The organism is Streptomyces sp. NPDC054849 (assembly GCF_053610945.1).
Genome location: NZ_JBSGZI010000001.1, coordinates 65,907 through 87,662 on the forward strand (window position 1 = coordinate 65,907; position 21,756 = coordinate 87,662).

Genomic DNA, 21,756 nt, shown 5'->3' on the forward strand with positions numbered 1-21,756 from the left:
GCACACCGCCGCGGCGCCCGCCGCCGCACCGGCCGCCGGCTCCGAGGCGGCTCTGAACGGCGGCATCGAGGACCGGATCGCCCGCTTCGCGACGATCTGGGGCCGGGCCATCTTCCCGGTCACGGCCACCTCGCTGACCCGGACCGAGTTCGAACGCCACCTCGTGCCGCTCACCCGGACGCTCACCGAGGCCCTGCGCGCCCGGCCGTTCGACGCGACCGTCGCCCAGCGGGTGGGGGCGGACCTCGTCGCCGTGCACTGCACCGACCCCGAGGCCCTGGCGGGCACCCTCGGCGTGGTCGAGTCGTACCTGGTGCTCTACTGCGGCCCGGACGGACCCGAGGGCTCCGGGGTGGAGGGCACCGAGGAGTACCGCTCCCGCTGCGCCCGGCTCCAGCACGGCATCGCGGCGGGATACGCCCGGGCCCTGCGCGAGCGCACCCTCGGCGAGCAGGAGGCCATCGCCCGCTCCGCGCTGACCGCCCGCACCGATGCCCAGCAGGCCCTGCACGCGAGCGAGGAGCGCTTCCGCGCGGTCTTCGAGGGCGCGGCCGTCGGCATCGGCATCGCCGACCTCGACGGGAACGTCCTGGAGGTCAACGACACGCTCCTGCAGATGTTCGGCGGCCTGGAGGGACACGTCCGCAGCCGCAACGTCAGCGAGTGGGGCCACCCCGACGACACGCCGCACGTCTGGCGGATGTACGGCGAGCTGGTGCGGGGCGAGCGCGAGAGCTACCGGGTGGAGAAGCCGTACTACCGGCACGACGGGACCGTGCTGTGGACCAACCTGACGGTGTCGCTGCTGCGCGACGCCGAGGGGAAGCCGCAGTACCAGCTGGCGCTCATGGAGGACACCACCGAACGCCGTCTGCTGAACCTGCGCCTGCGCTACGAGGCCACCCACGACGCCCTCACCGGGCTGCCCAACCGGACGCTGTTCTTCGAACGGCTGGAGAAGGCCCTCAGCGGGGCCGGCGGCAGCCGCTACGGCCTGTGCTACCTGGACCTCGACGGCTTCAAGACGGTCAACGACAGCCTCGGGCACTCGGCGGGGGACCGGCTGCTGGTGGAGGTGGCCGACCGGCTGCAGAGCTGCGCCACCGGCCCCGGCGAGGTGGTCGCCCGGCTCGGCGGCGACGAGTTCGTCGCCCTGACCACCGGCTCCGACACCGAGGAGAAGGTGACCGACCTCGCGGTGCGCATCCTGACCGCCCTCTCCACGCCCATCCGGCTGGAGGGCCGGGAACTGACGGTCCGGGGGAGCATCGGCATCGTCGAGGGCCGGGCCAAGGAACGCACCCCGGCGGAGGTGCTGCGCAGCGCCGACATCACGATGTACCGGGCCAAGGCGGCCGGCGGCAACCGCTTCGAATTCGCCGACGCCGAGGCCGACGCCCGCGCGATCACCCGCCACGGCCTGACCAACGCCCTGCCGGCGGCGCTGGAACGCGGCGAGTTCTTCATCGAGTACCAGCCGCTGGTCCACATGCGCGACGGCAGCGTGCACGGGGCCGAGGCACTCGTGCGCTGGTCGCACCCGCAGTACGGGGTGCTCGGCCCGGACCGCTTCATCCCGCTCGCCGAGCGGACCGGGCTGATCGTGCCGCTCGGCCGCTGGGTCCTGGAGGAGGCCGTCCGCCAGGCCCGCATCTGGCAGCGCCAGCACGGGGGCGCGGCCCTGCGGATCAACGTCAACCTCTCGCCGACCCAGCTGCACCACCCCGGCCTGGTGGCCGACACCGTGGCGGTGCTGGAGAAGTCCGGCCTCGCACCGGGCGCGCTCTGCCTGGAGGTCACCGAGTCGGCCCTGATAGGCGCAGACGACGAACTCCTGGAGCCGCTGCGCCGGCTGGCCGCCCTCGGCGTGGACATCGCCCTGGACGACTTCGGCACCGGCTACTCGAACCTGGCCAACCTGCGGCGCCTGCCGGTCAGCGTCCTGAAGCTCGACCGCTCCTTCACCCAGGGGATGCAGCAGCAGCCGGCCAACCCGGTCGACGTCAAGATCGTGGAGGGAATCGTCGCCCTGGCCCACAGCCTCGAACTCGCCGTCACCGTCGAAGGCGTGGAGACCGGGGTCCAGGCCGCCCAGCTGCGCGCCCTCGGCTGCGACACCGCCCAGGGCTGGTACTATGCCCGGCCAGGTGCCCCCGACCGCATCCACACCCTGTCCCTCTCGGACGCGGTGCCCACCGCGTCCTGACCCGGCTCCGCCGCCGCCCCCCGGCCCGTCCGCGAAGGCATGACCGGGGTCCTCCGGGGCGGCGGCGGGGGGGGCCGCGGGGTCGGTCAGCCCAGGCCCGCCTCCGTCCCGACGCCAGGCTCACGGACCGCAGCCAGCACCTGCTCCATCCGCCGCGAGGTGTCCGCCAGCAGCTCCGCCGCCACCGGCAGGCGCTCCGCCTCGTAGGCAACGAGTATGTGCTCATCGGCCGGCCCGGCGAGCGCTGCGGCCAGGGTGCGGCCGAGGGCGACCGCGTCCTGGATCCCGGTGTTCATGCCGAGCCCGCCGGCTATCGGGTGGACGTGCGCTGCGTCCCCGGCGAGGAACGCCCGGCCCTCCCGCAGCCGGGTGGCCATGCGGACGTTGACCCGCCAAGACGACAGCCACGTGGCCTGCGCCAGCCGGATCCCGGGCATCCTGGCGTGCCGGTCGAACAGCCTCTGGAAGCTTTCCAGCGAGGGCGGCAGCGGCTCGCCCCGCTCGTCCAGCTCCCGCGAGGCCTGCAGCTGGAAGCCGTCCGTCCCCGGTATCGGGCACAGCAGCACGCCACCGCCGTCCGAAGTGAACCACTGGTGCCAGAACTCCCGGCTCAGCCCCGGCGCCGTCACGTCCCCCAGCACCATGACCTCCTCTTGCGCCGTGCTCCCCTCGAAGGGGATCCCGAGGAGACCACGGACCGTGCTGCGGCCGCCGTCGCACCCGGCGAGATAGCGGCTGCGCACGGACCTGCCGTCCGCGAGCTGCGCGCTCACTCCCGCCGCGTCCTGGACGATCCCGGCCAGGCGGGCCCCGTACTCGACGTGCACGCCGAGCTCCGACAGCCGCTCGCGCAGCACCTGCTCGACCTGCCACTGGCCGACGACCAGGCCGCCGTCGACGGTGGTGTCGCCGATGTGTGCGCCGTCGAAGTACTTGCGGAGAGTCACCCCCGCCCGGCCGACGTCCGTCATGCGCTCCGCGACCCCCAGCGGCCCAAAGGCCTCGATGCTCTCGGGGGTGAGGCCCTTGCCGCGGGATTCGCGGTGCGGCTCCGCCCGCTGGTCGATGATGCGCACCGCGAGGCCACGATGGGCGAGGTCGCAGGCCAGGGTGAGGCCGGTGGGGCCGGAGCCCGCGATCAGTACGTCGGTCGGTCGGCCGGTCATCGGAGGTCCTCTCGTCGTCGTTGTTTCAAGAGAAGCGGCTTCCTCACGAAAAAGCAACCCGGTTAAAAAATTAACTCGGTCAATTATTCGTGCTACGCTGTGTGCATGGAGAACACGACGAACCTGCGCGAGAACAAGAAGCTCCGTACGCGTCGCCATCTGGCGGCCACGGCGCTGGAACTCTTCCTGGAACGAGGCTTCGACGCCGTGTCGGTGGCCGACGTCGCCGCCGCGGCGGAGGTTTCCAAACCCACCCTGTTCCGGTACTTCCCGAGCAAGGAGGACCTCGTGCTGGACCGCTTCGCCGACCACCAGGACGAAGCGGCCCGCATCGTGCGCGACCGGCCTGCCGGGCGGAGCCCCGTGCACGCGGTGCATGCGCACTTCCTGGCGGCCCTCGCCGAGCGCGACCCCATCACCGGCCTCTGCGACCACCCGAACGTCCTGGCGTTCCAGCGACTCCTCTACTCCACCGCGAGCCTGGAGTCCCGGCTCACCCACTACACGGCACGCGAAGTGGAACTGCTGGCCGCGGTGTTCGAGGCGGAGTCCGTACCGTCCCTCCCGGCGCGGCTGGCGGCCCTGCACCTGGTCACGGTGCGCCGGGAACTGGGTCGGGAGAACTGGCGCCGGATCGACGTCGGCCGGAGCGCGGACGAGGTGTATCCGGACGCCGTGGCCGACGCCGACCTTGCCTTCGGGATGCTCACGGGCGGCCTCGACCGGGAGTTGCCCATATCCCGCGCATGACGGCGCCGCGCCGGCGCAGGACCGGCCGGCCCGCGCCCGGCCGGGCGGAGTCTCAGCCCACCAGCATGCGCTTCAGCTCGCGGGCCGCGCGCGGGGGAGCCACGTCGGTGCGGTGGGCCAGGGCGATCGTGCGGCGCAGCGGGGAGCCGGCCAGCGAGGTCGCCCGCAGGCCGGGGCCGGCCCGGTCCACCACCATCGCCGGGACCACCGCGATGCCGAGCCCGGCCCTGACGAAGCCGAGGACCGCGTCCATCTCGCCGCCCTCCACCGTGAAGACCGGCTCGAAGCCCTCCGCGCGGCAGGCCGTCACGGTCAGCTCCCGCAGGTCGTAGCCGTGCCGGAACATCACCATCGGCTCGTCGCGCAGCCCCGGGATGGTCAGCTCACCGCCCCCGCCAGGCGGCGGGCGCTCCGTCGAGGAGACCACCACAAGGTCCTCCGTCAGCAGCTCCACCGTGGTCAGGGCCGGGGCCGACGGCGGCAGCGGCAGTGCGATCAGGGCGAGGTCCAGGGCCCCGCGCGCGAGCTCCCGTACGAGGTCGAGGGAACCGCTCTCCTCGATCATCAGCTCGATCCCCGGGTGCGCGGCGTGGTAGGTCCGCAATACGTCCGGCAGAAAACCCGTGCACACGCTGGGCGTGGCCCCCAGCCGGACCCGCCCCCGGCGCAGCTGCGCCAGTTCCTGCACCTCGAGCCGTGCGGTGTCCGCGTCCGCCAGGATCCGCCGGGCCAGCGGCAGCAGGGTCTCACCCGCGTCGGTGAGCGTGATGTTCCCGCGCGCCCGACTGAAGAGCTCGGCCCCCAACTCCCGTTCCAGCGCCTTGATCTGCTGAGAGAGCGAGGGCTGGGCCACGTGCACCCGTTCCGCTGCCCGGGTGAAGTGCCGGGTCTCGGCGACGGCCACGAAGTACTGGAGCTGCTGAAACTGCATAGGAGGTGTCTATCAAGATGACCGGCATCATGTCTTGGACCTTTCGGGTCCTTCGTCCCTACCGTCGGTTCCATGGCTTTGGCAACGCGTACTCGGGCAGGCGGCTCCGCCGCATCGGCCGTCTGGGACTCCACCATCGGCAAGAAGACCGTCATGGCGGTCTCCGGCCTGATCATGCTCGGCTACCTCGTCGTGCACATGCTCGGCAACCTCAAGATCTTTTTCGGGGCGGACGAGTTCAACGGCTACGCCCACTGGCTGCGCACCCTCGGCTCGCCCTTCCTCCACCACGAGTGGGCCCTGTGGATCGTCCGCGTGCTGCTGCTCGCCGCGGTCGTCGCCCACGCCGTGTCCGCGTACCAGCTCAGCCGCCGCGACATCAAGGCCCGCCCGGTGAAGTACGCCCACAGGCGCCGCCGCGCGAGCTACGCCACCCGCACCATGCGCTGGGGCGGCATCATCCTCGGCCTGTTCATCGTCTGGCACCTGCTCGACCTCACCACGCTCACGGTCAACGAGCGCGCCTGGGCCGGCCACCCCTACGAGAACGTCCTCGCCACCTTCTCCACCTGGTACGGGAACACGATCTACATCGTGGCGATGGCCGCCGTCGGCCTGCACGTCCGGCACGGCTTCTGGAGCGCGGCGCAGACCCTCGGCGCGGGCAACGCCCGACGCGACCGGACGCTGAAGTTCCTCGCCAACGGGCTGGCCCTCGTCCTCTTCGCCGGCTTCGTGTCCGTCCCCGTAGCCGTCATGACCGGAGTGGTGAACTGACCATGAGCGCACACCAGCAGCACGCCGACTACAGTCGCTACACCACCGGCGCGCCCCTTGCCGACACCAAGGCCCCCGAAGGACCGATCGCGGACCGCTGGGACCGCCGCCGCTTCGAGGCCCGGCTGGTCAACCCGGCCAACCGCCGCAAGCACACCGTCATCGTCGTCGGAACCGGCCTCGCGGGCGGAGCCGCAGGCGCGACCCTCGCCGAACAGGGCTACCACGTCGTCCAGTTCTGCTTCTCCGACTCCCCGCGCCGGGCCCACTCCATCGCCGCCCAGGGTGGCATCAACGCCGCCAAGAACTACCGCAACGACGGCGACTCCGTGCACCGCCTCTTCTACGACACCGTCAAGGGCGGCGACTTCCGCGCCCGCGAGTCCAACGTGCACCGTCTCGCCCAGATCTCCGTCGAGATCATCGACCAGTGCGTGGCCCAGGGCGTCCCCTTCGCCCGCGAGTACGGTGGCCTCCTCGACACCCGCTCCTTCGGCGGTGTGCAGGTCTCCCGCACCTTCTACGCCCGCGGCCAGACCGGTCAGCAGCTCCTCCTCGGCGCCTACCAGGCACTTTCCCGGCAGATAGCCGCGGGCAACGTCGAGATGCACGCCCGCACCGAGATGCTCGACCTGATCGTGGTCGACGGCGTGGCCCGCGGCATCGTGGCCCGCGACCTGATCACCGGCGGGATCTCCACGTACTACGCGGACGCGGTGGTGCTGGCGAGCGGCGGCTACGGCAACGTCTTCTACCTCTCCACCAACGCCATGAACTCCAACGCGACCGCCGTCTGGCGGGCGCACCGGCGCGGCGCGTACTTCGCCAACCCCTGCTTCACCCAGATCCACCCCACCTGCATCCCGCGCACCGGCGACCACCAGTCCAAGCTCACGCTGATGAGCGAGTCCCTGCGCAACGACGGCCGCATCTGGGTCCCCAAGGCCAAGGGCGACACCCGCCCCGCCGCCGAGATCCCGGAGGCGGAGCGCGACTACTACCTGGAGCGGATCTATCCCTCCTTCGGCAACCTCGTGCCCCGCGACATCGCCTCCCGCGCCGCCAAGAACGTCTGCGACGAGGGCCGCGGCGTCGGCCCCGGCGGCCAGGGCGTCTACCTCGACTTCGCCGACGCCATCCGCCGCATGGGCCGGGACCAGGTCGCCGAGAAGTACGGCAACCTCTTCGAGATGTACGAGCGGATCACCGCGGAGAACCCGTACGAGGTCCCCATGCGGATCTACCCCGCCGTGCACTACACGATGGGCGGCCTCTGGGTCGACTACGACCTGCAGACCACCGTCCCCGGCCTCTTCGCCGTCGGAGAGGCCAACTTCTCCGACCACGGCGCCAACCGCCTCGGCGCCTCCGCGCTGATGCAGGGCCTTGCCGACGGCTACTTCGTCCTGCCGTCCACGATCAACGACTACCTGGCGCGCCACCCGCACCGGGACACCGTGGACGACACCCACCCCGAGGCGGCGGCCGCCGTACACGAGACCCGCGGGCGGCTCGCGAAGCTGCTCGCCGTCGACGGCGACCGCACCCCCGACTCCTTCCACCGCGAAATCGGCGAACTCATGTGGGAGTACTGCGGTATGGCCCGTAGCGAGCAGGGACTGCGCAAGGCCCTCGACCGCCTGCCGGAGATCCGCGAGGAGTTCTGGCGCCGCATCAAGGTCCCCGGTCGGGGCGAGGAGTTCAACCAGTCGCTGGAGAAGGCCAACCGTATCGTCGACTACCTCGAACTCGCCGAGCTGATGTGCCTCGACGCGCTCCACCGTGCCGAATCCTGCGGCGGCCATTTCCGTGAGGAGTCCCAGACCCCCGACGGCGAGGCGGCCCGTCAGGACGACGCCTTCTCCTACGCCGCGGCCTGGGAGTTCACCGGTACGGGCGCCGCCCCCGTCCTGCACAAGGAAGACCTCGTCTTCGAGTACGTCCACCCCACCCAGCGGAGCTACGCATGAAGCTCACCCTGCGCGTCTGGCGCCAGCGCGGCGCCGACGCCCCCGGCCACATGGCCTCGTACGAGGTCGACGGGATCTCCGAGGACATGTCCTTCCTGGAGATGCTCGACACCCTCAACGAGGACCTCATCCTGCGCGGCGAGGACCCGGTCGCCTTCGACCACGACTGCCGCGAGGGCATCTGCGGCGCCTGCAGCCTCGTCATCAACGGCGACGCCCACGGCCCGGAGCGCACCACCACCTGCCAGCTCCACATGCGGTCCTTCACGGACGGCGACACCATCGACGTCGAGCCCTGGCGGGCCGCCGCCTTCCCGGTGGTCAAGGACCTCGTCGTCGACCGGGGCGCCTTCGACCGGATCATCCAGGCGGGCGGCTACATCACGGCCCCCACCGGGGCCGCCCCAGAGGCGCACGCCACCGCCGTGCCCAAGGCCGACGCCGACTTCGCCTTCGAGCACGCCGAGTGCATCGGCTGCGGGGCCTGCGTGGCGGCCTGCCCCAACGGCTCCGCGATGCTCTTCACCTCCGCCAAGGTCAACCACCTGAACGTGCTGCCACAGGGCTCCCCCGAGCGGGAGACCCGGGTGCTGGACATGGTGGCCCGGATGGACGAGGAGGGCTTCGGCGGCTGCACCCTCACCGGGGAGTGCGCGACGGCCTGCCCGAAGGGCATCCCGCTGCCGTCGATCGCCGCGATGAACAAGGAATGGCTGCGGGCGGTGCGCAAGGGTCCCCGCTGACTCGTCTCCCGCAGCGCCTCCCGCCCCGCTCAGCCTTGGGGGGCCGCGCTCCCGGGTCTCCGGGGCGCTGCGCCGGACTCCGTCCGACATCGTTCCGGCGCCCTGCTCGGGGGCCCGTCCCGGATGCCGGGCCCCCGCACCGGCTCCGCCGGCCGAGCCGGGTCCCCGCACCGGCTCCGCCGGCCGAGCCGGGTCCCCGCACCGGCTCCGCCGGCCGAGCCGGGTCCCCGCACCGGCTCCGCCGGCCGGCCCGTCGTCCCTGCCTGGGCTGATCGGCTGACCCGTTCGGCTGACCCGTTCCGCTGACCGGGCGCTCGTCGGAGCCGTACGCCGCGCCCTTCCCTGCGGGGCGCCGCGCATGGGCGACAGTGGGCGCCATGCCAGAAGCCCCCGCCGGGTCCGGCCCGCGCCGCCGAGCCGTACTGGCCGCCGCCCTCGCCCCGCTGGCCGTGGCCGGCTGCTCGGACGGGGAGCAGCCCCGTGCCCCGGCGCCCGGCCCGCAGGCCGGTCCCCAGGACGCCCTGATCATGGTGATCCGGCACGCGGAGAAGCCGTACGCCGGCGACTCCGGCTGGGACGAGGAGGGCGAGGACGACCCCGGCTCGCTGGCCGGCCGCGGCTGGCGCCGGGCCGAGGAGCTTCCGAAGCTCTTCCCGCCGGCCCGCGGCTCCACGCTGCCCCGCCCCGCCGCCGTCTTCGCGGCCGGCGGCAAGGCGGGCGCCGCCGCCCGCTGCAAACAGACCGTGACGGCGCTGGCCACCGCCCTGCACACCCCCGTCCGCACCGAATTCGGCCTCGGCGCCGAACCGGCCCTCGTGCGCGCCGCGCTGGCCGCCCCGATGCCCGTGCTCGTCTGCTGGGAGCACACCGGCGTCCCCCGCCTGGTCCGCGCACTCGGCGCCGACCGGGTGCTCGGGCTCCCCGCGACCTGGCCCGACCGCTACGACCTGGTCTGGATGTTCACCCGCCGCCGGGGGCAGTGGAGCTTCCGCGAACTGCCGCAGCAGCTGCTGCCGGGTGATGCCTGACCATCAGGGAACCCTGCTGCGGCTCATTGGGCCCTCACCGGGTCGATCGTCTCCGGCGCGGTCCCGCCCGCTTGCCCGCCGGCCGCTCGCTCACCGACTGCCCGCCCACCGTTGCCCGCCCACCGACTGCTCCGTGTTTTCCGCCCGTGCGAAGAGGTTCTTGTCCGCCGGCGGGGCAGGTCTCCCAGACGTTTCCAGAACGTCCGGGCACCCTAACCGTCCCCCGCCCGGCCGCCCGAGCCCAGGGTGCGCGCGAGATAGCCGGCCGTACGGCTGCCGGTGCTACGCGCCACCTCCGCCGGGGTGCCCGCCACCACGATGCGGCCGCCCGCCGCGCCGCCGCCCGGGCCCAGGTCGATAACCCAGTCCGCGCCCGCCACCACGTCCATGTCGTGCTCCACGACCACCACCGAGTGTCCGGTGTCCACCAGGCCGTGCAACTGCCGCAGCAGCACTCGCACATCGGCCGGATGCAATCCCGTCGTCGGTTCGTCCAGCAGGTACAGCGTGTGGTCCCGGCGCAGCCGCTGCAGCTCCGTGGCCAGCTTGATCCGCTGTGCCTCGCCGCCCGACAGCTCGGTGGCCGGCTGCCCCAGCCGCAGGTACCCCAGCCCGATGTCCTCCAGCGCGCGCAGGCTGCGCGCCGCCGCCGGCACCTGCGCGAAGAAGCCCGCCGCGGACTCCACCGTCAGCGCGAGCACCTCCGCGATGTCAAGGCCCGCGTACCGGACCTGCAGGGTCTCGGCGTTGTACCGCGCGCCGCCGCAGTCGGGGCACGGGGCGTACGTACTCGGCAGGAACAGCAGCTCCACCGAGACGAAGCCTTCGCCCTGGCAGGTCTCGCACCGGCCGCCCGCCACGTTGAAGGAGAACCGGCCCGCCTTCCAGCCGCGGGCCCGCGCCTCCTGGGTCGCGGTGAAGAGCCGGCGCACCACGTCGAACAGCCCGGTGTACGTGGCCAGGTTGGACCGCGGGGTCCGGCCGATCGGCTTCTGGTCCACCTCGACGAGCCGCCGTACGGGGAAGTCCGGATCCGTCAGCCGGCCGCCGACCTCCCGGGCCAGCGCCTGACCCACCAGCGTGGACTTCCCCGACCCCGACACCCCGGTCACGGCCGTGAACACCCCGAGCGGGAACCGCGCGTCCAGATCCCGCAGATTGTGCAGGTCCACGCCGCTCAGGCGCACCTCCCCGGTCGCCTCGCGCACCGGCCGGGGAGCCACGCCCTGCTCCCGCCCCGCGAACAGGTACCGGGCCGTCGCCGACTGCTCCACACCGGCCAGGGCCTCCGGCGGCCCGCTGTGGAGCACCTGCCCGCCGTGTTCCCCGGCCAGCGGCCCCACGTCCACCAGCCAGTCCGCGTGCCGCACCACGTCCAGCTGGTGTTCCACGACGAACACCGTGTTCCCGGCCTCCTTCAGCCGGTCCAGTACCCCGAGCAGCGCCTCGGTGTCGGCGGGGTGCAGCCCCGCCGAGGGTTCGTCCAGCACGTACACCACGCCGAACAGCCCCGACCGCAGCTGCGTCGCCAGCCGCAGCCGCTGCAGCTCGCCCGCGGACAGGGTCGGCGCGGTGCGGTCCAGGCTCAGATAGCCCAGCCCCAGCTCCGTGACGGGACCGATCCGCGAGCGCAGGTCCTCGGTGAGCACCCGCGCGGCCTCGCCGGCCGGAGGCGCTGCGGCCAGTACGCGGTCCAGGTCGGTCAGCGCCATCGCCGCCATCGCCGCGATCCCGTGACCGGCGAAGGTGACGGCCAGCGCGTCCGGTCGCAGCCTCCGTCCCTCGCACGCCGGACACGGAGCATCGGCGAGGAACTTCTCGGCGCGGGCCCGCAGCGTGGCGCTCTTGCTGTCGGCGAAGGTCCGCATCACGTAGCGGTGGGCGCTCATGTACGTGCCCTGGTACGGCCGCTGGATCCGTTCGGCGTCCCGCACCGGGTGCACGGTCACCACCGGCTGTTCCTCGGTGAACAGGATCCATTCGCGATCCTTCGCGGGCAGTTCCCGCCAGGGCCGGTCCACGTCGTGGCCGAGCGTCTCCAAAATGTCCCGCAGGTTCTTGCCCTGCCAGGCGCCCGGCCAGGCGGCGACAGCGCCTTGCCGGATCGACAGGCCCGGGTCCGGAACGAGGAGTTCCTCGCTGGTGTGGTGGATCCGGCCGATCCCGTGACACGAAGGGCAGGCGCCGGCTGCGGTGTTGGGGGAGAAGGCGTCGGAGTCGAGCCGTTCCGCGCCCGGCGGGTAGGTCCCGGCCCGGGAGAACAGCATCCGCAGGGAGTTGGACAGCAGGGTCACCGTGCCGACCGAGGAGCGCGAGCCGGGGGAGGAGCGGCGCTGCTCCAGCGAGACGGCCGGCGGCAGCCCGGTGACGGAGTCCACCTTCGGGGCGCCGATCTGGTGGATCAGACGGCGTGCGTACGGGGCCACCGACTCGAAGTACCGGCGCTGGGCCTCGGCGTAGAGCGTGCCGAAGGCGAGCGAGCTCTTCCCGGACCCTGAGACCCCGGTGAACACGGTCAGCGCGTCGCGCGGGATCTCGACGTCGACGCCGCGCAGGTTGTGCTCCCGGGCGCCCCGCACCCGTACGAACGGATCGAGAGGCGGGCGGGGAGGGGTGGGGGGATCGGCGGCCTGGTGCATTCGTCCTACTTTATAGACCCGCGATACGTGCCGGTCACGCACAGGAGGCCGGCAGCGCCGCCCGGTCGTACGGGGAGGTGGTGACCAGCAGCTCATCCGCGCCGGGGTCAGCTCGGTCGGGGAATCGCGGAATCGGGGAATCGGGGCAGGGAGGCAGCCCGTGCGGTGGTCGGCCGGTGGCCGTGGCCGGTCGGCGGGTCAGGCTGCCGGGGCGGTGGCGGTGGCCGTCTGGGGGTGGAGTGCGTCCTGACCGTAGAAGTCTTGCACCCAGTCGGCCTGGTAGACGGTTTCGAGGTAACGCTCGCCGAGGTCGGGCGCGATGGCGACCGCGGTCGCCTGCTGGTCCTGCCGGGCCAGCCATTGGGTGGCGCCGTTGACGACGGTGCCGGTGGAGCCGCCGAAGATGAAGCCGTGGCGGGCCAGTTGGTGGCACGTACGGATCGTCTCGGCTTCGTTGACGTGTACCACGTCGTCGACGTAGGAGGTGTCGAGGAGCGGGGGGCGGATGCCGGCGCCGAGGCCGGGGATCATGCGGCGACTGGGCGTCTGTCCGAAGGTGGCGGAGCCTTCCGTATCGATCGCGACGATGCGTACCGGGCGGTGCCAGGTGCGGAAGTAGCGGGCGCACCCCATGAGGGTCCCGGTGGTGCCGGCCCCGACGAAGAGGACATCAAGATCGGGGAAGGCGCGGGCGATGGCTGGGGCGGTGGTGCGGTAGTGAGCAGTGTGGTTGTTGGGGTTGGTGTATTGGTTGAGCCATACGTAGCGGTCGTCGGAGGCGCACAGGGCGCGGACGTGGTCGATGCGGGCGCCGAGCAGGCCGCCGGTGGGGGAGGGGTCGGTGACGACGTGGATCTCGCTGCCGAGGGCTTCCAGGAGCAGCCGGGTCGCGAGGTTGCAGCGTGAGTCGGTCACGCACACGAACCGGTAGCCCTTGCTGGCCGCGATCATGCCCAGCGCCACGCCGAGGTTGCCGGAGGAGGATTCCACCAGGATGGAGCCGGGGGTGAGGAGGCCGTCGCGTTCGGCGGCCTCGACCATGGCGGTCGCGGCTTTGAGCTTGATGGACCCCGCGAAGTTGAAGCCCTCGCATTTGAGGAACAGCCCATGCCCGGTGATCGCCTCGAGATCGACGTAGAGGTCGTCTTGGTTGAATGCCTGGGGAGTGGATATGACCGGCACGGTCACCTCCTTGTCCGCGCTCACAGCGGCGTCGGTGTGCCGCCTGCCTGTGTGCGGGGGCGGCTCGGGGAAGACGTCGCCTGCCGGCACGCCTTCGGGACTCCTCCAGTACGCGGGCTGACCGTGGCGCTGTCATGCCACCGGATGTCGGGGCTTGACACCGGCCACACCCACGGAGGAGCGCGGGCCGCCGTTGTCCTGCTGCGTGGCCGCGCGGTCACTTACCGCTGCTGATGCGTGGTGTCAAGTTACGACATCCAGCGGCATGACGGGTATGTGCCCGGCCGGGCCTACTGGAGGGGCGGCATCACAGAATCCGCCCTTGAAGGCCTGAGGCCTTCGCGGACGGAGGACGCCGCCCTCGCCCCGAACCCGACACGACCGAACCACAGCGCCTGCGGTTCGCGGGAGCGGCGGTGAGAACCGTGGCGGCGCGACGTCACCCGGATGCTGCGCTTCCCCCCCAGACCATCGATGCCGAAAGGGCATCTTCCCGACAGCGGCATACACGCATTGAGGTGGATTGCACATGTTTTCGTTGCTTGGCGACCCCATGAGGGCTCACGGTCACACAGCCTGGGGAGCGCTGACTCCCGCCCCAGGTTCAGTGCGTGGCCGGCGCGTGCCGGCCCCCACGGCCTGCGGCGCCCGGAACGCCGTCGAGGAGCAGCCATGGTAGGGAAATTCACCGATGCCTGGACGGCCGGCCCGCCCGGCACCTCAACGCTTTCCAGCAGCAGGCCCGAAGGCAGTTCTCATGGCGCATCCGTCGGCCCGGCGGCCGAGATCGCGCGGCTCCTTGCGGAGGTCCTGGCCGATGTCGTGGGTGTGGAGCAGGTGCCGGGCGACAGCAACTTCTTCGAAGATCTGGGTGCCGATTCGATGGTGATGGCGCGGTTTTGCGCCCGGGTCAGGAAGCGGGCGGACCTGCTGCCCGTATCGATGAAGGACGTCTACCGGCATCCCACCGTCGACAGCCTGGCCACCGCGCTCACCGAAGCCGCGCCCGCGGCCCCGGCGCCCGTACCCGCCGGCCCCGTGGCGACGGCACCGGCAGCGGCCGCGCCCGTGCCCGCGCCCGTCCAGTCATTGGCCCACCCGGCCGGCGCGGCATCGACGTCGGCATCAACACCAGCGTCTGCGCCGGCAACCGCTCGGGCGGCTGCTCCGGCGGCGGATCCGGAGCGCAGGATGGCGACGCGGGCCGGCACAGGGCAGTACCTGCTGTGCGGAACGCTGCAGTTCCTGGCGTTTCTCGGCTATTCCTACCTCGCCGCCCTGGCCGCGGTCCGAGGCTTCCAGTGGGTCGGAGCCGGCAGCGGAATGCTCGACGTCTACCTGCGATCCGTACTGGTGGGCAGCGCGGGCTTCGCCGGCCTGTGCATCGTGCCGATCGTGGCGAAATGGACCCTCATCGGTCGTTTCACGCCCCGCGAGTTCCCCGTGTGGAGCCTCGGCTACGTGCGGTGGTGGCTGGTCAAAACCTTGATCCGCACCAGCCCTGTCCGTTTGTTCACCGGGTCGCCGCTGTACGTGGCGTACCTCAGGGCGCTGGGCGCGAAGATCGGGCGCAACGTCGCGATCTTTTCCACGCATATCCCGGTCTGTGCCGATCTGATCACCATCGGTGACGGAGCGGTGATCCGCAAGGATGTGCTCTTCTCCTGCTACCGGGCACACGCCGGGCTCATCCAGACCGGCCCCGTCACGCTCGGCAGCAACGCCCTCGTCAGCGAACAGACCGTCCTCGACATCGACACCTCGATGGGCGCCCAGGCCCAGCTCGGGCATGCCTCCAGCCTGCACGCCGGTCAGAGCGTCCCCGCCGGCGAGCGCTGGCACGGGTCACCGGCCGAGCCCACCGGCACGAACTTCCGCACGGTCGGCGCCGTCGACTGCTCCACCGCCAGGAAAGTCCGCTACACCGCCGGGCAGCTGCTCGCCCTGCTGCTGGTGTATCTGCCCCTGGCCGCCGGCGGCGTCACCGTGCTGCTGGCCCCGCTGTCGCAGCTGAACACACCACTGCCTCAGGCAGGGACTGCGGCGTTCACCAGCGGAACGTTCTATCTGGGGGCGCTGGCCGCATCCTTCGTGCTGTTCTTCGGTGCCGCCTTCGCCGGGCTGGTCATCCAGGGCGTGGTGCCGCGCCTGCTCCATCTGGCGGTCAAACCGGACACGGTCTATCCGCTCTACGGCTTCCACTACGGACTGCAGCGGGCTATCGCGCTTCTGTCCAACAGCAAGTTCTTCACGGCGGTGTTCGGGGACAGCTCCGCGATCGTCCACTACCTGCGCTATCTCGGTTACGACCTGTCCCGTGTCTCACAGACCGGTTCGAACTTCGGTATCGAGGTGAAGCACGACAGCCCGTTCCTGAGCTCGGTGGGCAGCAAGACGATGGTCGCCGACGGCCTGTCCGTCATCAACGCGGAATTCTCCAACACGTCGTTCAGGCTGTCCCGGGTCTCGATCGGAGCCCACAATTTCCTCGGCAACCGCATCGCCTACCCGTCGCAGGCCAGAACCGGCGACAACTGTCTGCTGGCGACGAAGGTGATGGTCCCGGTCGACGGAGAGATACGGGAAAACGTGGGCCTGCTGGGCTCGCCCCCCTTCGCGATACCCCGCACGGTGATGCGGGACACCAGGTTCCAGGACCTGGAGAGCGGCAGCGAGCTGCACCGGCGCCTGACCGCCAAGAACCGGCACAATGCCGTCACGGCGGGGCTGTACCTGATGGCGCGGTGGATCCACATCTTCGCAGTAACCCTTCTCGCCCTGGGTGCCACAGCCCTCCACCCCTCGCTCGGTGCGTCGGCGTTCGCGCTGGCCGGTGTCCTCACCCTGCTGTTCACCGTCGTCTACTTCACGCTGATCGAACGGGCCACCACCGGATTCAAGGCCCAGACACCGCTGTACTGCTCGATCTACGAACCATCGTTCTGGCGGCATGAGCGTTTCTGGAAGATGGCGTCGGTCCACTACACGCAGGTCTTTGACGGGACCCCCTTCAAGAACGTCGTCTGGCGGCTGCTCGGCGCGCGGATCGGCAAGCGGGTCTTCGACGACGGCTGCTCCTTCCCGGAGCGGACCCTCGTCACCATCGGGGACGACTGCACGCTGAACGCGGGCACGGTGATCCAGTGCCATTCGCAGGAGGACGGCGCCTTCAAGTCCGACCGCACCACGGTCGGTGACGACTGCACCCTCGGTGTCGGCGCGTTCGTCCACTACGGCGTGACGCTCGCAGACCGCGTCCAGCTCGCCTGCGACTCCTTCCTCATGAAGGGCGAGCAGGTCCCGCAACGGGCCCGGTGGGCAGGAAACCCGGCCCGGCAGATGCCCGACCCCACCCCGCCCCCCGTAACGCTGCCGGCCCACCTGTCCGGCGCAGCGCCCCTGCACCCCGGCCCCCGTCTCGGCGGCGTCTGACACCCCACCCCCCCTCAGTACCAGCACTGGAGAGAACCCTCATGGCACTCAACGCAACCCCCGGCAAAGACTTCTGGCATGGCGTGCTGACCGCCGGCAGCGGCTTCACGTCCCTTCCCCGCTGGACCCCGGTGCCGGTCGCGGGCGTGGCCGAGCACGAGACGGCGGTCCCGGCCGGCCAGGCGACAGCGCTGCGCCGACTGGCAGGGGACCTGGCCGTGCCCATGAACCGTGTACTGCTGACAGCCCACGCGAAGGTGCTGGCCGCGTTGAGCGGCGAACAGGAGGTCACCACCGGTTACGTCGCGGTCGGCGGCGGTCGGCCGCTGCCGTGCAGGCTGACGATCGGCCCCGGCTCCTGGCGGAGCCTGCTGCAGCACACCCACCGCACCATTGCGGACCTGCTGGCGCACCAGGACTTCCCCGTCGACGACCTCAGGCGCGAACTCGGTCTGGCCGAGCCACCCTTCGATACCGTGCTCGATCTCACCGGCAGCAGAGGCGAGCTCCTCGACGCCGACGGTGACCCGACCCCGGACAGCAGCACCCCAGGCGCAGACACGGCGCTGTGGATGGACATCGCCCACCACGACGACGGACGGCTGATACTGCGCCTGCGCTACCGCACCGACGTCCTCGACGCGGACAGCGCTGCCCGGGTCGCCGGATACCACCTGACCGCGCTCGCCCTGATCACCGCCGACCCGGACGCCGATCACGCAGGTCAGAGCCTGCTCTCGGCCGAAGAGCTCCGCTTCCAGCTCCATGACCTGGCGGGGCCGCACCGAGACCTGCCCGAGCACCGAGTGCACGAGCTGTTCGAGCAGCGGGCACGGCGGCACCCGAACGCCGTCGCCGCCCAGCACGGGAACCGGACGTGGACCTACCAGCAGCTCAACGCCCGCGCCAACCGTCTGGCCCGCACCCTGCAGGCCCGAGGACTGCACCGTGAAGGGGTCGTCGCGGTGGCCATGGAGAGGAACCTGGACTGGCTGGCCGCCGTCCTGGCCGTCTTCAAAGCCGGCGGCGCGTACCTGCCCATCGAGCCGCACCTGCCGGCTGAACGCATCAACGCCATGCTGGCCCGTGCCGGATGCAGGCTCGTGATGACACAACCGGCCACCACCGCCGCCCTCCAGCCGGCCCTCGCCTCCCAGCCCGCCGTCCAGACGCTGCCCGTCGACACCGCCTGCGGCCAGGAGCATCCCGGGACTGATCTCGGCATCGATGTCGCACCCGACCAGCTGGCCTACATCTACTTCACCTCCGGCTCGACGGGCGAGCCCAAGGGCGCTATGTGCGAACACCAGGGCATGCTCAACCACCTCTACGCCAAAATCGACGACCTCGAGATCGGTGAAGGGCAGGTGGTCGCCCAGACCGCGCCCCAGTGTTTCGACATCTCGCTGTGGCAGCTGCTGGCCCCCCTGGTGGTCGGTGCCCGGACCCTGTTGATCGAGCAGGAAGCGATCCTCGACGCCTCACGGTTCGTCGACACCGTTGCCCGCGGCCGGGTCACCGTGCTGCAGGTCGTCCCCTCCTACCTCGACGTCGTCGTGTCCCATCTCGAACACCACCCCCGGACGCTGCCGGACCTGCGGTACGTGTCGGTCACGGGTGAGGCGCTGAAGAAGGAACTCGCCCAGCGCTGGTTCACCGCCCAGCCCCACATCAAGCTCGTCAACGCCTATGGGCTGACCGAGACCAGCGACGACACCAACCACGAGATCATGGACCGCGTACCCGACAACGACCGGGTCCCGCTGGGCCGGCCCGTCAACAACGTGCACCTCTACGTCGTCGACGAGCACCTCAGCCCCGTGCCGCTCGGAGCTCCCGGAGTCATCGCCTTCTCCGGGGTCTGCGTCGGCCGCGGATACGTCAACGACGACGAGCGCACCCGCCCGGCCTACCTCGCCGATCCCCACCGCGAGGGCAGGCGCCTGTACCGCAGCGGCGACATCGGCCGCTGGCGGTTCGACGGCAAGCTGGAATTCCTCGGCCGCCGCGACAACCAGGTCAAGATCCGCGGTTTCCGTATCGAGACCGGCGAGATCGAAAGCACCCTGCTGCGCGTACCCGGAGTCCGCGACAGCGCCGTGGTGGTCACCGAACGGCCCGACCACAGCACCCACCTGGTGGCCTTCTACACCGCCCCGCACCCGCTCGAAACCCACATGCTGCTGGACCGGCTGGGCACGTCACTGCCCGGCTACATGGTCCCCTCGGCCATCCACTGGCAGGAAAGCCTCCCGCTGACCGCCAACAGCAAAATCGACCGCAAAACCTTGACGGCCCTGGCCACGCAGCTTCACGCCGCCGAGGACGACATCCAGACGCCGGATACGCCCACCGAACAACGGCTGGCGGCCGCGTGGGCGAGCGTGCTCGGCATTCCGCAGGGACGGATCGACCGGCGCGACAACTTCTTCGACCAAGGCGGCACCTCCCTGTCGGCCGTGAAACTCGCCATCACCCTGGACCGCGCCCTGTCCCCGGGAGACATCACCCGCCACCCCGTCCTCACCGATCTGGCCCGGTCCCTGGACTCCGCATCCCACCGTCGCCCCACCGCACACGCGGCCTCCCCCGGACGGCCGGCGTCCCCCTGACCGCCGGCCTCTCCCCCCGACACCACCGAAAGGACAAAGACCATGTCATTCACCAGCCCCGCCCCGATCAGCCCCAGCCCTGCGTCCCCCTCCGCATCCGCGCCCCGCGTAGACCTGCACCCCGGCAAACCCCCGATACTGCACGTCACCACCCCCGCCACGGCCGATCTGCCGGCCTGGGCCGCCGAACACCGCCACACCCTGCGCGGCCTCGTCGCCGAACACGGCGCCGTACTCGTCCGCGGGCTCGGCCTGTGCGACACCGACCAGGCGGGCGCCCTCTTCGGCCGGTTGACCCCCACCCTGATGACCGACACCGAAGCCTTCGCCCCCCGTCAGACCTACACCCCCGGCGTGTACTCCTCAACGGCCTGGCCGGCCAACCAGCCCATGTGCATGCACCACGAACTCAGCTACACCCACAGCCCTCCCGGTCTGCTGATGCTCGCCTGCCTGACGGCACCCGCCACGGGCGGAGCCACCGCCCTCGCGGATGCCGCCACGATCCTGGACGCACTGCCGCCGAAACTCGTCCAGCGGTTCGAACAGGACGGCTGGCTGCTCACCCGCACGTACAACGACGACATCGGCGCCTCCTGGACCGAGGCGTTCGGCACCGACGACCGGGCAGCCGTCGAGCGCTACTGCCGCGCCAACGCCATCGCGTTCGCCTGGCAAGGCGACGGCGGCCTGCGCACCCGCCAGCGCCGCCCCGCGGTGGTGCGTCATCCGGCCACCGGCAGGCGCTGCTGGTTCAACCAGATCGCGTTCCTCAACGAGTGGACGCTGGCGCCCGAGGTACGGGAGTACCTCATCGACGTCTACGGCCCCGAAGCCCTGCCGTTCAACACCTTCTTCGGAGACGGCGACCGGATCGACGAGGACATCGTCCATCTGATCAATACGGTCTACGCAGAGCACACCGTCCGCGAGCCGTGGCAGTCCGGCGACCTGATGCTCATCGACAACATCCGCACCGCCCACAGCAGGGAACCGTTCGAACCACCGCGCAAGGTCCTCGTCGCCATGGCCGCACCTCAGCCCCCGGCCTCCTTCCCGACCTCCTTCCCGCCCACCCGGACCACGTCCCCCGAGGGGAGCACCCGATGACCACGTCCCGTCCCACCGCCGCGCAGTCCCCGATGTCCCACCCGAACGCAGCGCCACCGCCGATGGCAGTGCCCCCGTTCGCCGTGATCCCCGGAGCCCAGGTCCAGCACACTCTCCAGGGCCAGGAACACCAGATCATGGAGCTGATCGAGGCCACCTACCATCTCCACGCCGTGGGGGAGTCGGTGAACCCGCCGTCGTACTTCCTGCGCTTCCCCGACCGCCCGACCGCCCGCATCATCGCGCTGCCCGCATCGGTCGGCGGACCGGCGCGGGTGGACGGCCTCAAGTGGATCTCCAGCTTCCCCGGCAACGTGCAGGCCGGCATCCCCAGGGCCTCGGCGGTGCTGATCCTCAACGACCACGACACCGGCTACCCGTTCGCCTGCCTGGAAAGCTCCATCATCAGCGCCACGCGAACGGCCGCGATGGCCGCATCAGCGGCCCGGACGCTCAGCGAGAGCCGCGGTACACGACCGGCCCGCATCGGGTTCTTCGGAACGGGCCTCATCGCCCGCTACATCCATACCTTCCTGACCGCAACCGGCTGGTCCTTCGACGAAATCGGCGTGCATGACATCAGTGCCGACAGCGCAGCCGGCTTCCACAGCTACCTGCAAGCCACGCACCCGACCACGGGGATCACCGTGCACGACAGCCCCGAGGAGCTGATCCGCTCCAGCGACCTGCTCGTCTTCGCCACCGTCGCAGACCGGCCACACGTCACCGACCCGGCATGGTTCGACCACAACCCCCTGGTACTGCACGTGTCACTGCGCGACCTGGCGCCCGAAATCCTGCTCGCCTCGACCAACATCGTCGACGACGTCGAGCACTGCCTCAAAGCCGACACCTCGCCCCACTTGGCCGAACAGCTCACCGGGAGCCGCGACTTCCTCACCGGCACCTTGCACGACGTCACGACCGGCCGCGTGTCACTGCCGCACGACCGGCCGGTGGTGTTCTCACCCTTCGGCCTGGGCGTGCTCGACCTCGCCGTCGGCAAACACGTCTACGACGAGGCCGCCCGCAGCGGGCAACTGCAGGTCATCGACGGCTTCTTCCATGAACTGCGCCGATACGGATAAGCGGCCCGGCGGAGGGGCGGGCGCGGATGCCGGCGGACATCCGGAGCTGCACGACCCACCCCGCCCCGCCCTCCGGGCACAGCACGCCCCTGCTCGTGCAAGGCGGTCTGCTCGCTGCCGTG

At 71.1% G+C, this 21,756-nt stretch carries 14 protein-coding genes; 10 read left to right on the forward strand and 4 right to left on the reverse strand.

Annotated elements, in window-relative coordinates; genetic code table 11:
- The first annotated feature begins 52 nt into the window (after positions 1-52).
- Entirely contained in the window at positions 53-2,206 is a 2,154-nt protein-coding gene (locus tag ACWGIF_RS00310; protein ID WP_453489132.1) for a putative bifunctional diguanylate cyclase/phosphodiesterase, read from the forward strand.
- A gap of 86 nt (positions 2,207-2,292) precedes the next feature.
- Here ACWGIF_RS00310 and ACWGIF_RS00315 read toward each other — a convergent pair whose 3' ends face one another.
- Positions 2,293-3,372: an FAD-dependent monooxygenase gene (locus ACWGIF_RS00315; RefSeq protein WP_453488648.1), complete on the reverse strand. Its 1,080-nt coding sequence runs from the start codon at positions 3,370-3,372 to the stop codon at positions 2,293-2,295.
- A 105-nt stretch (positions 3,373-3,477) separates the two neighbouring features.
- Here ACWGIF_RS00315 and ACWGIF_RS00320 point away from each other — a divergent pair, with 105 nt between their 5' ends.
- A complete protein-coding gene (locus tag ACWGIF_RS00320) occupies positions 3,478-4,122 on the forward strand; it encodes a TetR/AcrR family transcriptional regulator (RefSeq protein ID WP_453488651.1) in 645 nt (214 codons plus the stop codon).
- A gap of 52 nt (positions 4,123-4,174) precedes the next feature.
- Here the strand turns inward: ACWGIF_RS00320 and ACWGIF_RS00325 are convergent, their stop codons facing one another.
- Positions 4,175-5,053 (reverse strand): LysR family transcriptional regulator, encoded by an 879-nt coding sequence (locus ACWGIF_RS00325; RefSeq protein ID WP_453488654.1) that lies wholly within the window; start codon positions 5,051-5,053, stop codon positions 4,175-4,177.
- Positions 5,054-5,125: 72 nt separating this feature from the next.
- Here ACWGIF_RS00325 and ACWGIF_RS00330 point away from each other — a divergent pair, with 72 nt between their 5' ends.
- The 4 genes from ACWGIF_RS00330 (at position 5,126) to ACWGIF_RS00345 (ending at position 9,571) form a co-directional block, all read left to right on the forward strand.
- Complete coding sequence (locus ACWGIF_RS00330) at positions 5,126-5,830, forward strand: succinate dehydrogenase (RefSeq protein ID WP_453488656.1); 705 nt, start codon at positions 5,126-5,128, stop codon at positions 5,828-5,830.
- A gap of 2 nt (positions 5,831-5,832) precedes the next feature.
- Positions 5,833-7,800, forward strand: a complete 1,968-nt coding sequence (locus ACWGIF_RS00335; RefSeq protein WP_453488658.1) for a fumarate reductase/succinate dehydrogenase flavoprotein subunit — start codon at positions 5,833-5,835, stop codon at positions 7,798-7,800.
- Positions 7,797-8,543, forward strand: coding sequence for a succinate dehydrogenase/fumarate reductase iron-sulfur subunit (locus ACWGIF_RS00340; protein WP_136231111.1), 747 nt, complete (start codon positions 7,797-7,799; stop codon positions 8,541-8,543). The genes ACWGIF_RS00335 and ACWGIF_RS00340 overlap by 4 nt, the downstream gene beginning before the upstream one ends.
- Positions 8,544-8,920: 377 nt before the next feature.
- Positions 8,921-9,571 carry a hypothetical protein gene (locus ACWGIF_RS00345; protein ID WP_453488661.1) on the forward strand — a complete coding sequence of 217 codons (651 nt, stop codon included), beginning with the start codon at positions 8,921-8,923 and terminating at the stop codon, positions 9,569-9,571.
- 212 nt (positions 9,572-9,783) lie between these two features.
- Here ACWGIF_RS00345 and ACWGIF_RS00350 read toward each other — a convergent pair whose 3' ends face one another.
- The gene (locus tag ACWGIF_RS00350) at positions 9,784-12,210 is read right to left on the reverse strand and encodes an ABC transporter (RefSeq protein ID WP_453488664.1); all 2,427 of its coding nucleotides are present in this window, start codon (positions 12,208-12,210) and stop codon (positions 9,784-9,786) included.
- A 198-nt stretch (positions 12,211-12,408) separates the two neighbouring features.
- Positions 12,409-13,392: a 2,3-diaminopropionate biosynthesis protein SbnA gene (gene sbnA / locus ACWGIF_RS00355; RefSeq protein ID WP_453489135.1), complete on the reverse strand. Its 984-nt coding sequence runs from the start codon at positions 13,390-13,392 to the stop codon at positions 12,409-12,411.
- Between the two features lie 672 nt (positions 13,393-14,064).
- On the opposite strand from sbnA, the gene ACWGIF_RS00360 reads away from it, so the two are divergent.
- From ACWGIF_RS00360 to sbnB, 4 genes are read left to right on the forward strand one after another with little or no spacing between them, the layout of a single operon-like run.
- A complete protein-coding gene (locus ACWGIF_RS00360) occupies positions 14,065-16,824 on the forward strand; it encodes a Pls/PosA family non-ribosomal peptide synthetase (protein ID WP_453488667.1) in 2,760 nt (919 codons plus the stop codon).
- A gap of 41 nt (positions 16,825-16,865) precedes the next feature.
- A complete protein-coding gene (locus tag ACWGIF_RS00365; protein ID WP_453488670.1) occupies positions 16,866-19,436 on the forward strand; it encodes a non-ribosomal peptide synthetase in 2,571 nt (856 codons plus the stop codon).
- A gap of 42 nt (positions 19,437-19,478) precedes the next feature.
- The gene (locus tag ACWGIF_RS00370) at positions 19,479-20,546 is read left to right on the forward strand and encodes a TauD/TfdA family dioxygenase (RefSeq protein WP_453488673.1); all 1,068 of its coding nucleotides are present in this window, start codon (positions 19,479-19,481) and stop codon (positions 20,544-20,546) included.
- Complete coding sequence (gene sbnB / locus ACWGIF_RS00375; RefSeq protein ID WP_453488676.1) at positions 20,543-21,634, forward strand: 2,3-diaminopropionate biosynthesis protein SbnB; 1,092 nt, start codon at positions 20,543-20,545, stop codon at positions 21,632-21,634. The genes ACWGIF_RS00370 and sbnB overlap by 4 nt, the downstream gene beginning before the upstream one ends.
- Positions 21,635-21,756 lie beyond the last annotated feature (122 nt).

Coding starts and splice junctions, on each gene's coding strand:
- ACWGIF_RS00360 (WP_453488667.1), top strand. CDS start 14,065: ATGGTAGGGAAATTCACCGATGCCTGGACGGCCGGCCCGCCCGGCACC.
- ACWGIF_RS00345 (WP_453488661.1), top strand. CDS start 8,921: ATGCCAGAAGCCCCCGCCGGGTCCGGCCCGCGCCGCCGAGCCGTACTG.
- ACWGIF_RS00350 (WP_453488664.1), bottom strand. CDS start 12,210: ATGCACCAGGCCGCCGATCCCCCCACCCCTCCCCGCCCGCCTCTCGAT.
- ACWGIF_RS00365 (WP_453488670.1), top strand. CDS start 16,866: ATGGCACTCAACGCAACCCCCGGCAAAGACTTCTGGCATGGCGTGCTG.
- ACWGIF_RS00340 (WP_136231111.1), top strand. CDS start 7,797: ATGAAGCTCACCCTGCGCGTCTGGCGCCAGCGCGGCGCCGACGCCCCC.
- ACWGIF_RS00315 (WP_453488648.1), bottom strand. CDS start 3,372: ATGACCGGCCGACCGACCGACGTACTGATCGCGGGCTCCGGCCCCACC.
- ACWGIF_RS00320 (WP_453488651.1), top strand. CDS start 3,478: ATGGAGAACACGACGAACCTGCGCGAGAACAAGAAGCTCCGTACGCGT.
- ACWGIF_RS00330 (WP_453488656.1), top strand. CDS start 5,126: ATGGCTTTGGCAACGCGTACTCGGGCAGGCGGCTCCGCCGCATCGGCC.
- sbnB (WP_453488676.1), top strand. CDS start 20,543: ATGACCACGTCCCGTCCCACCGCCGCGCAGTCCCCGATGTCCCACCCG.
- ACWGIF_RS00335 (WP_453488658.1), top strand. CDS start 5,833: ATGAGCGCACACCAGCAGCACGCCGACTACAGTCGCTACACCACCGGC.
- ACWGIF_RS00325 (WP_453488654.1), bottom strand. CDS start 5,053: ATGCAGTTTCAGCAGCTCCAGTACTTCGTGGCCGTCGCCGAGACCCGG.
- ACWGIF_RS00370 (WP_453488673.1), top strand. CDS start 19,479: ATGTCATTCACCAGCCCCGCCCCGATCAGCCCCAGCCCTGCGTCCCCC.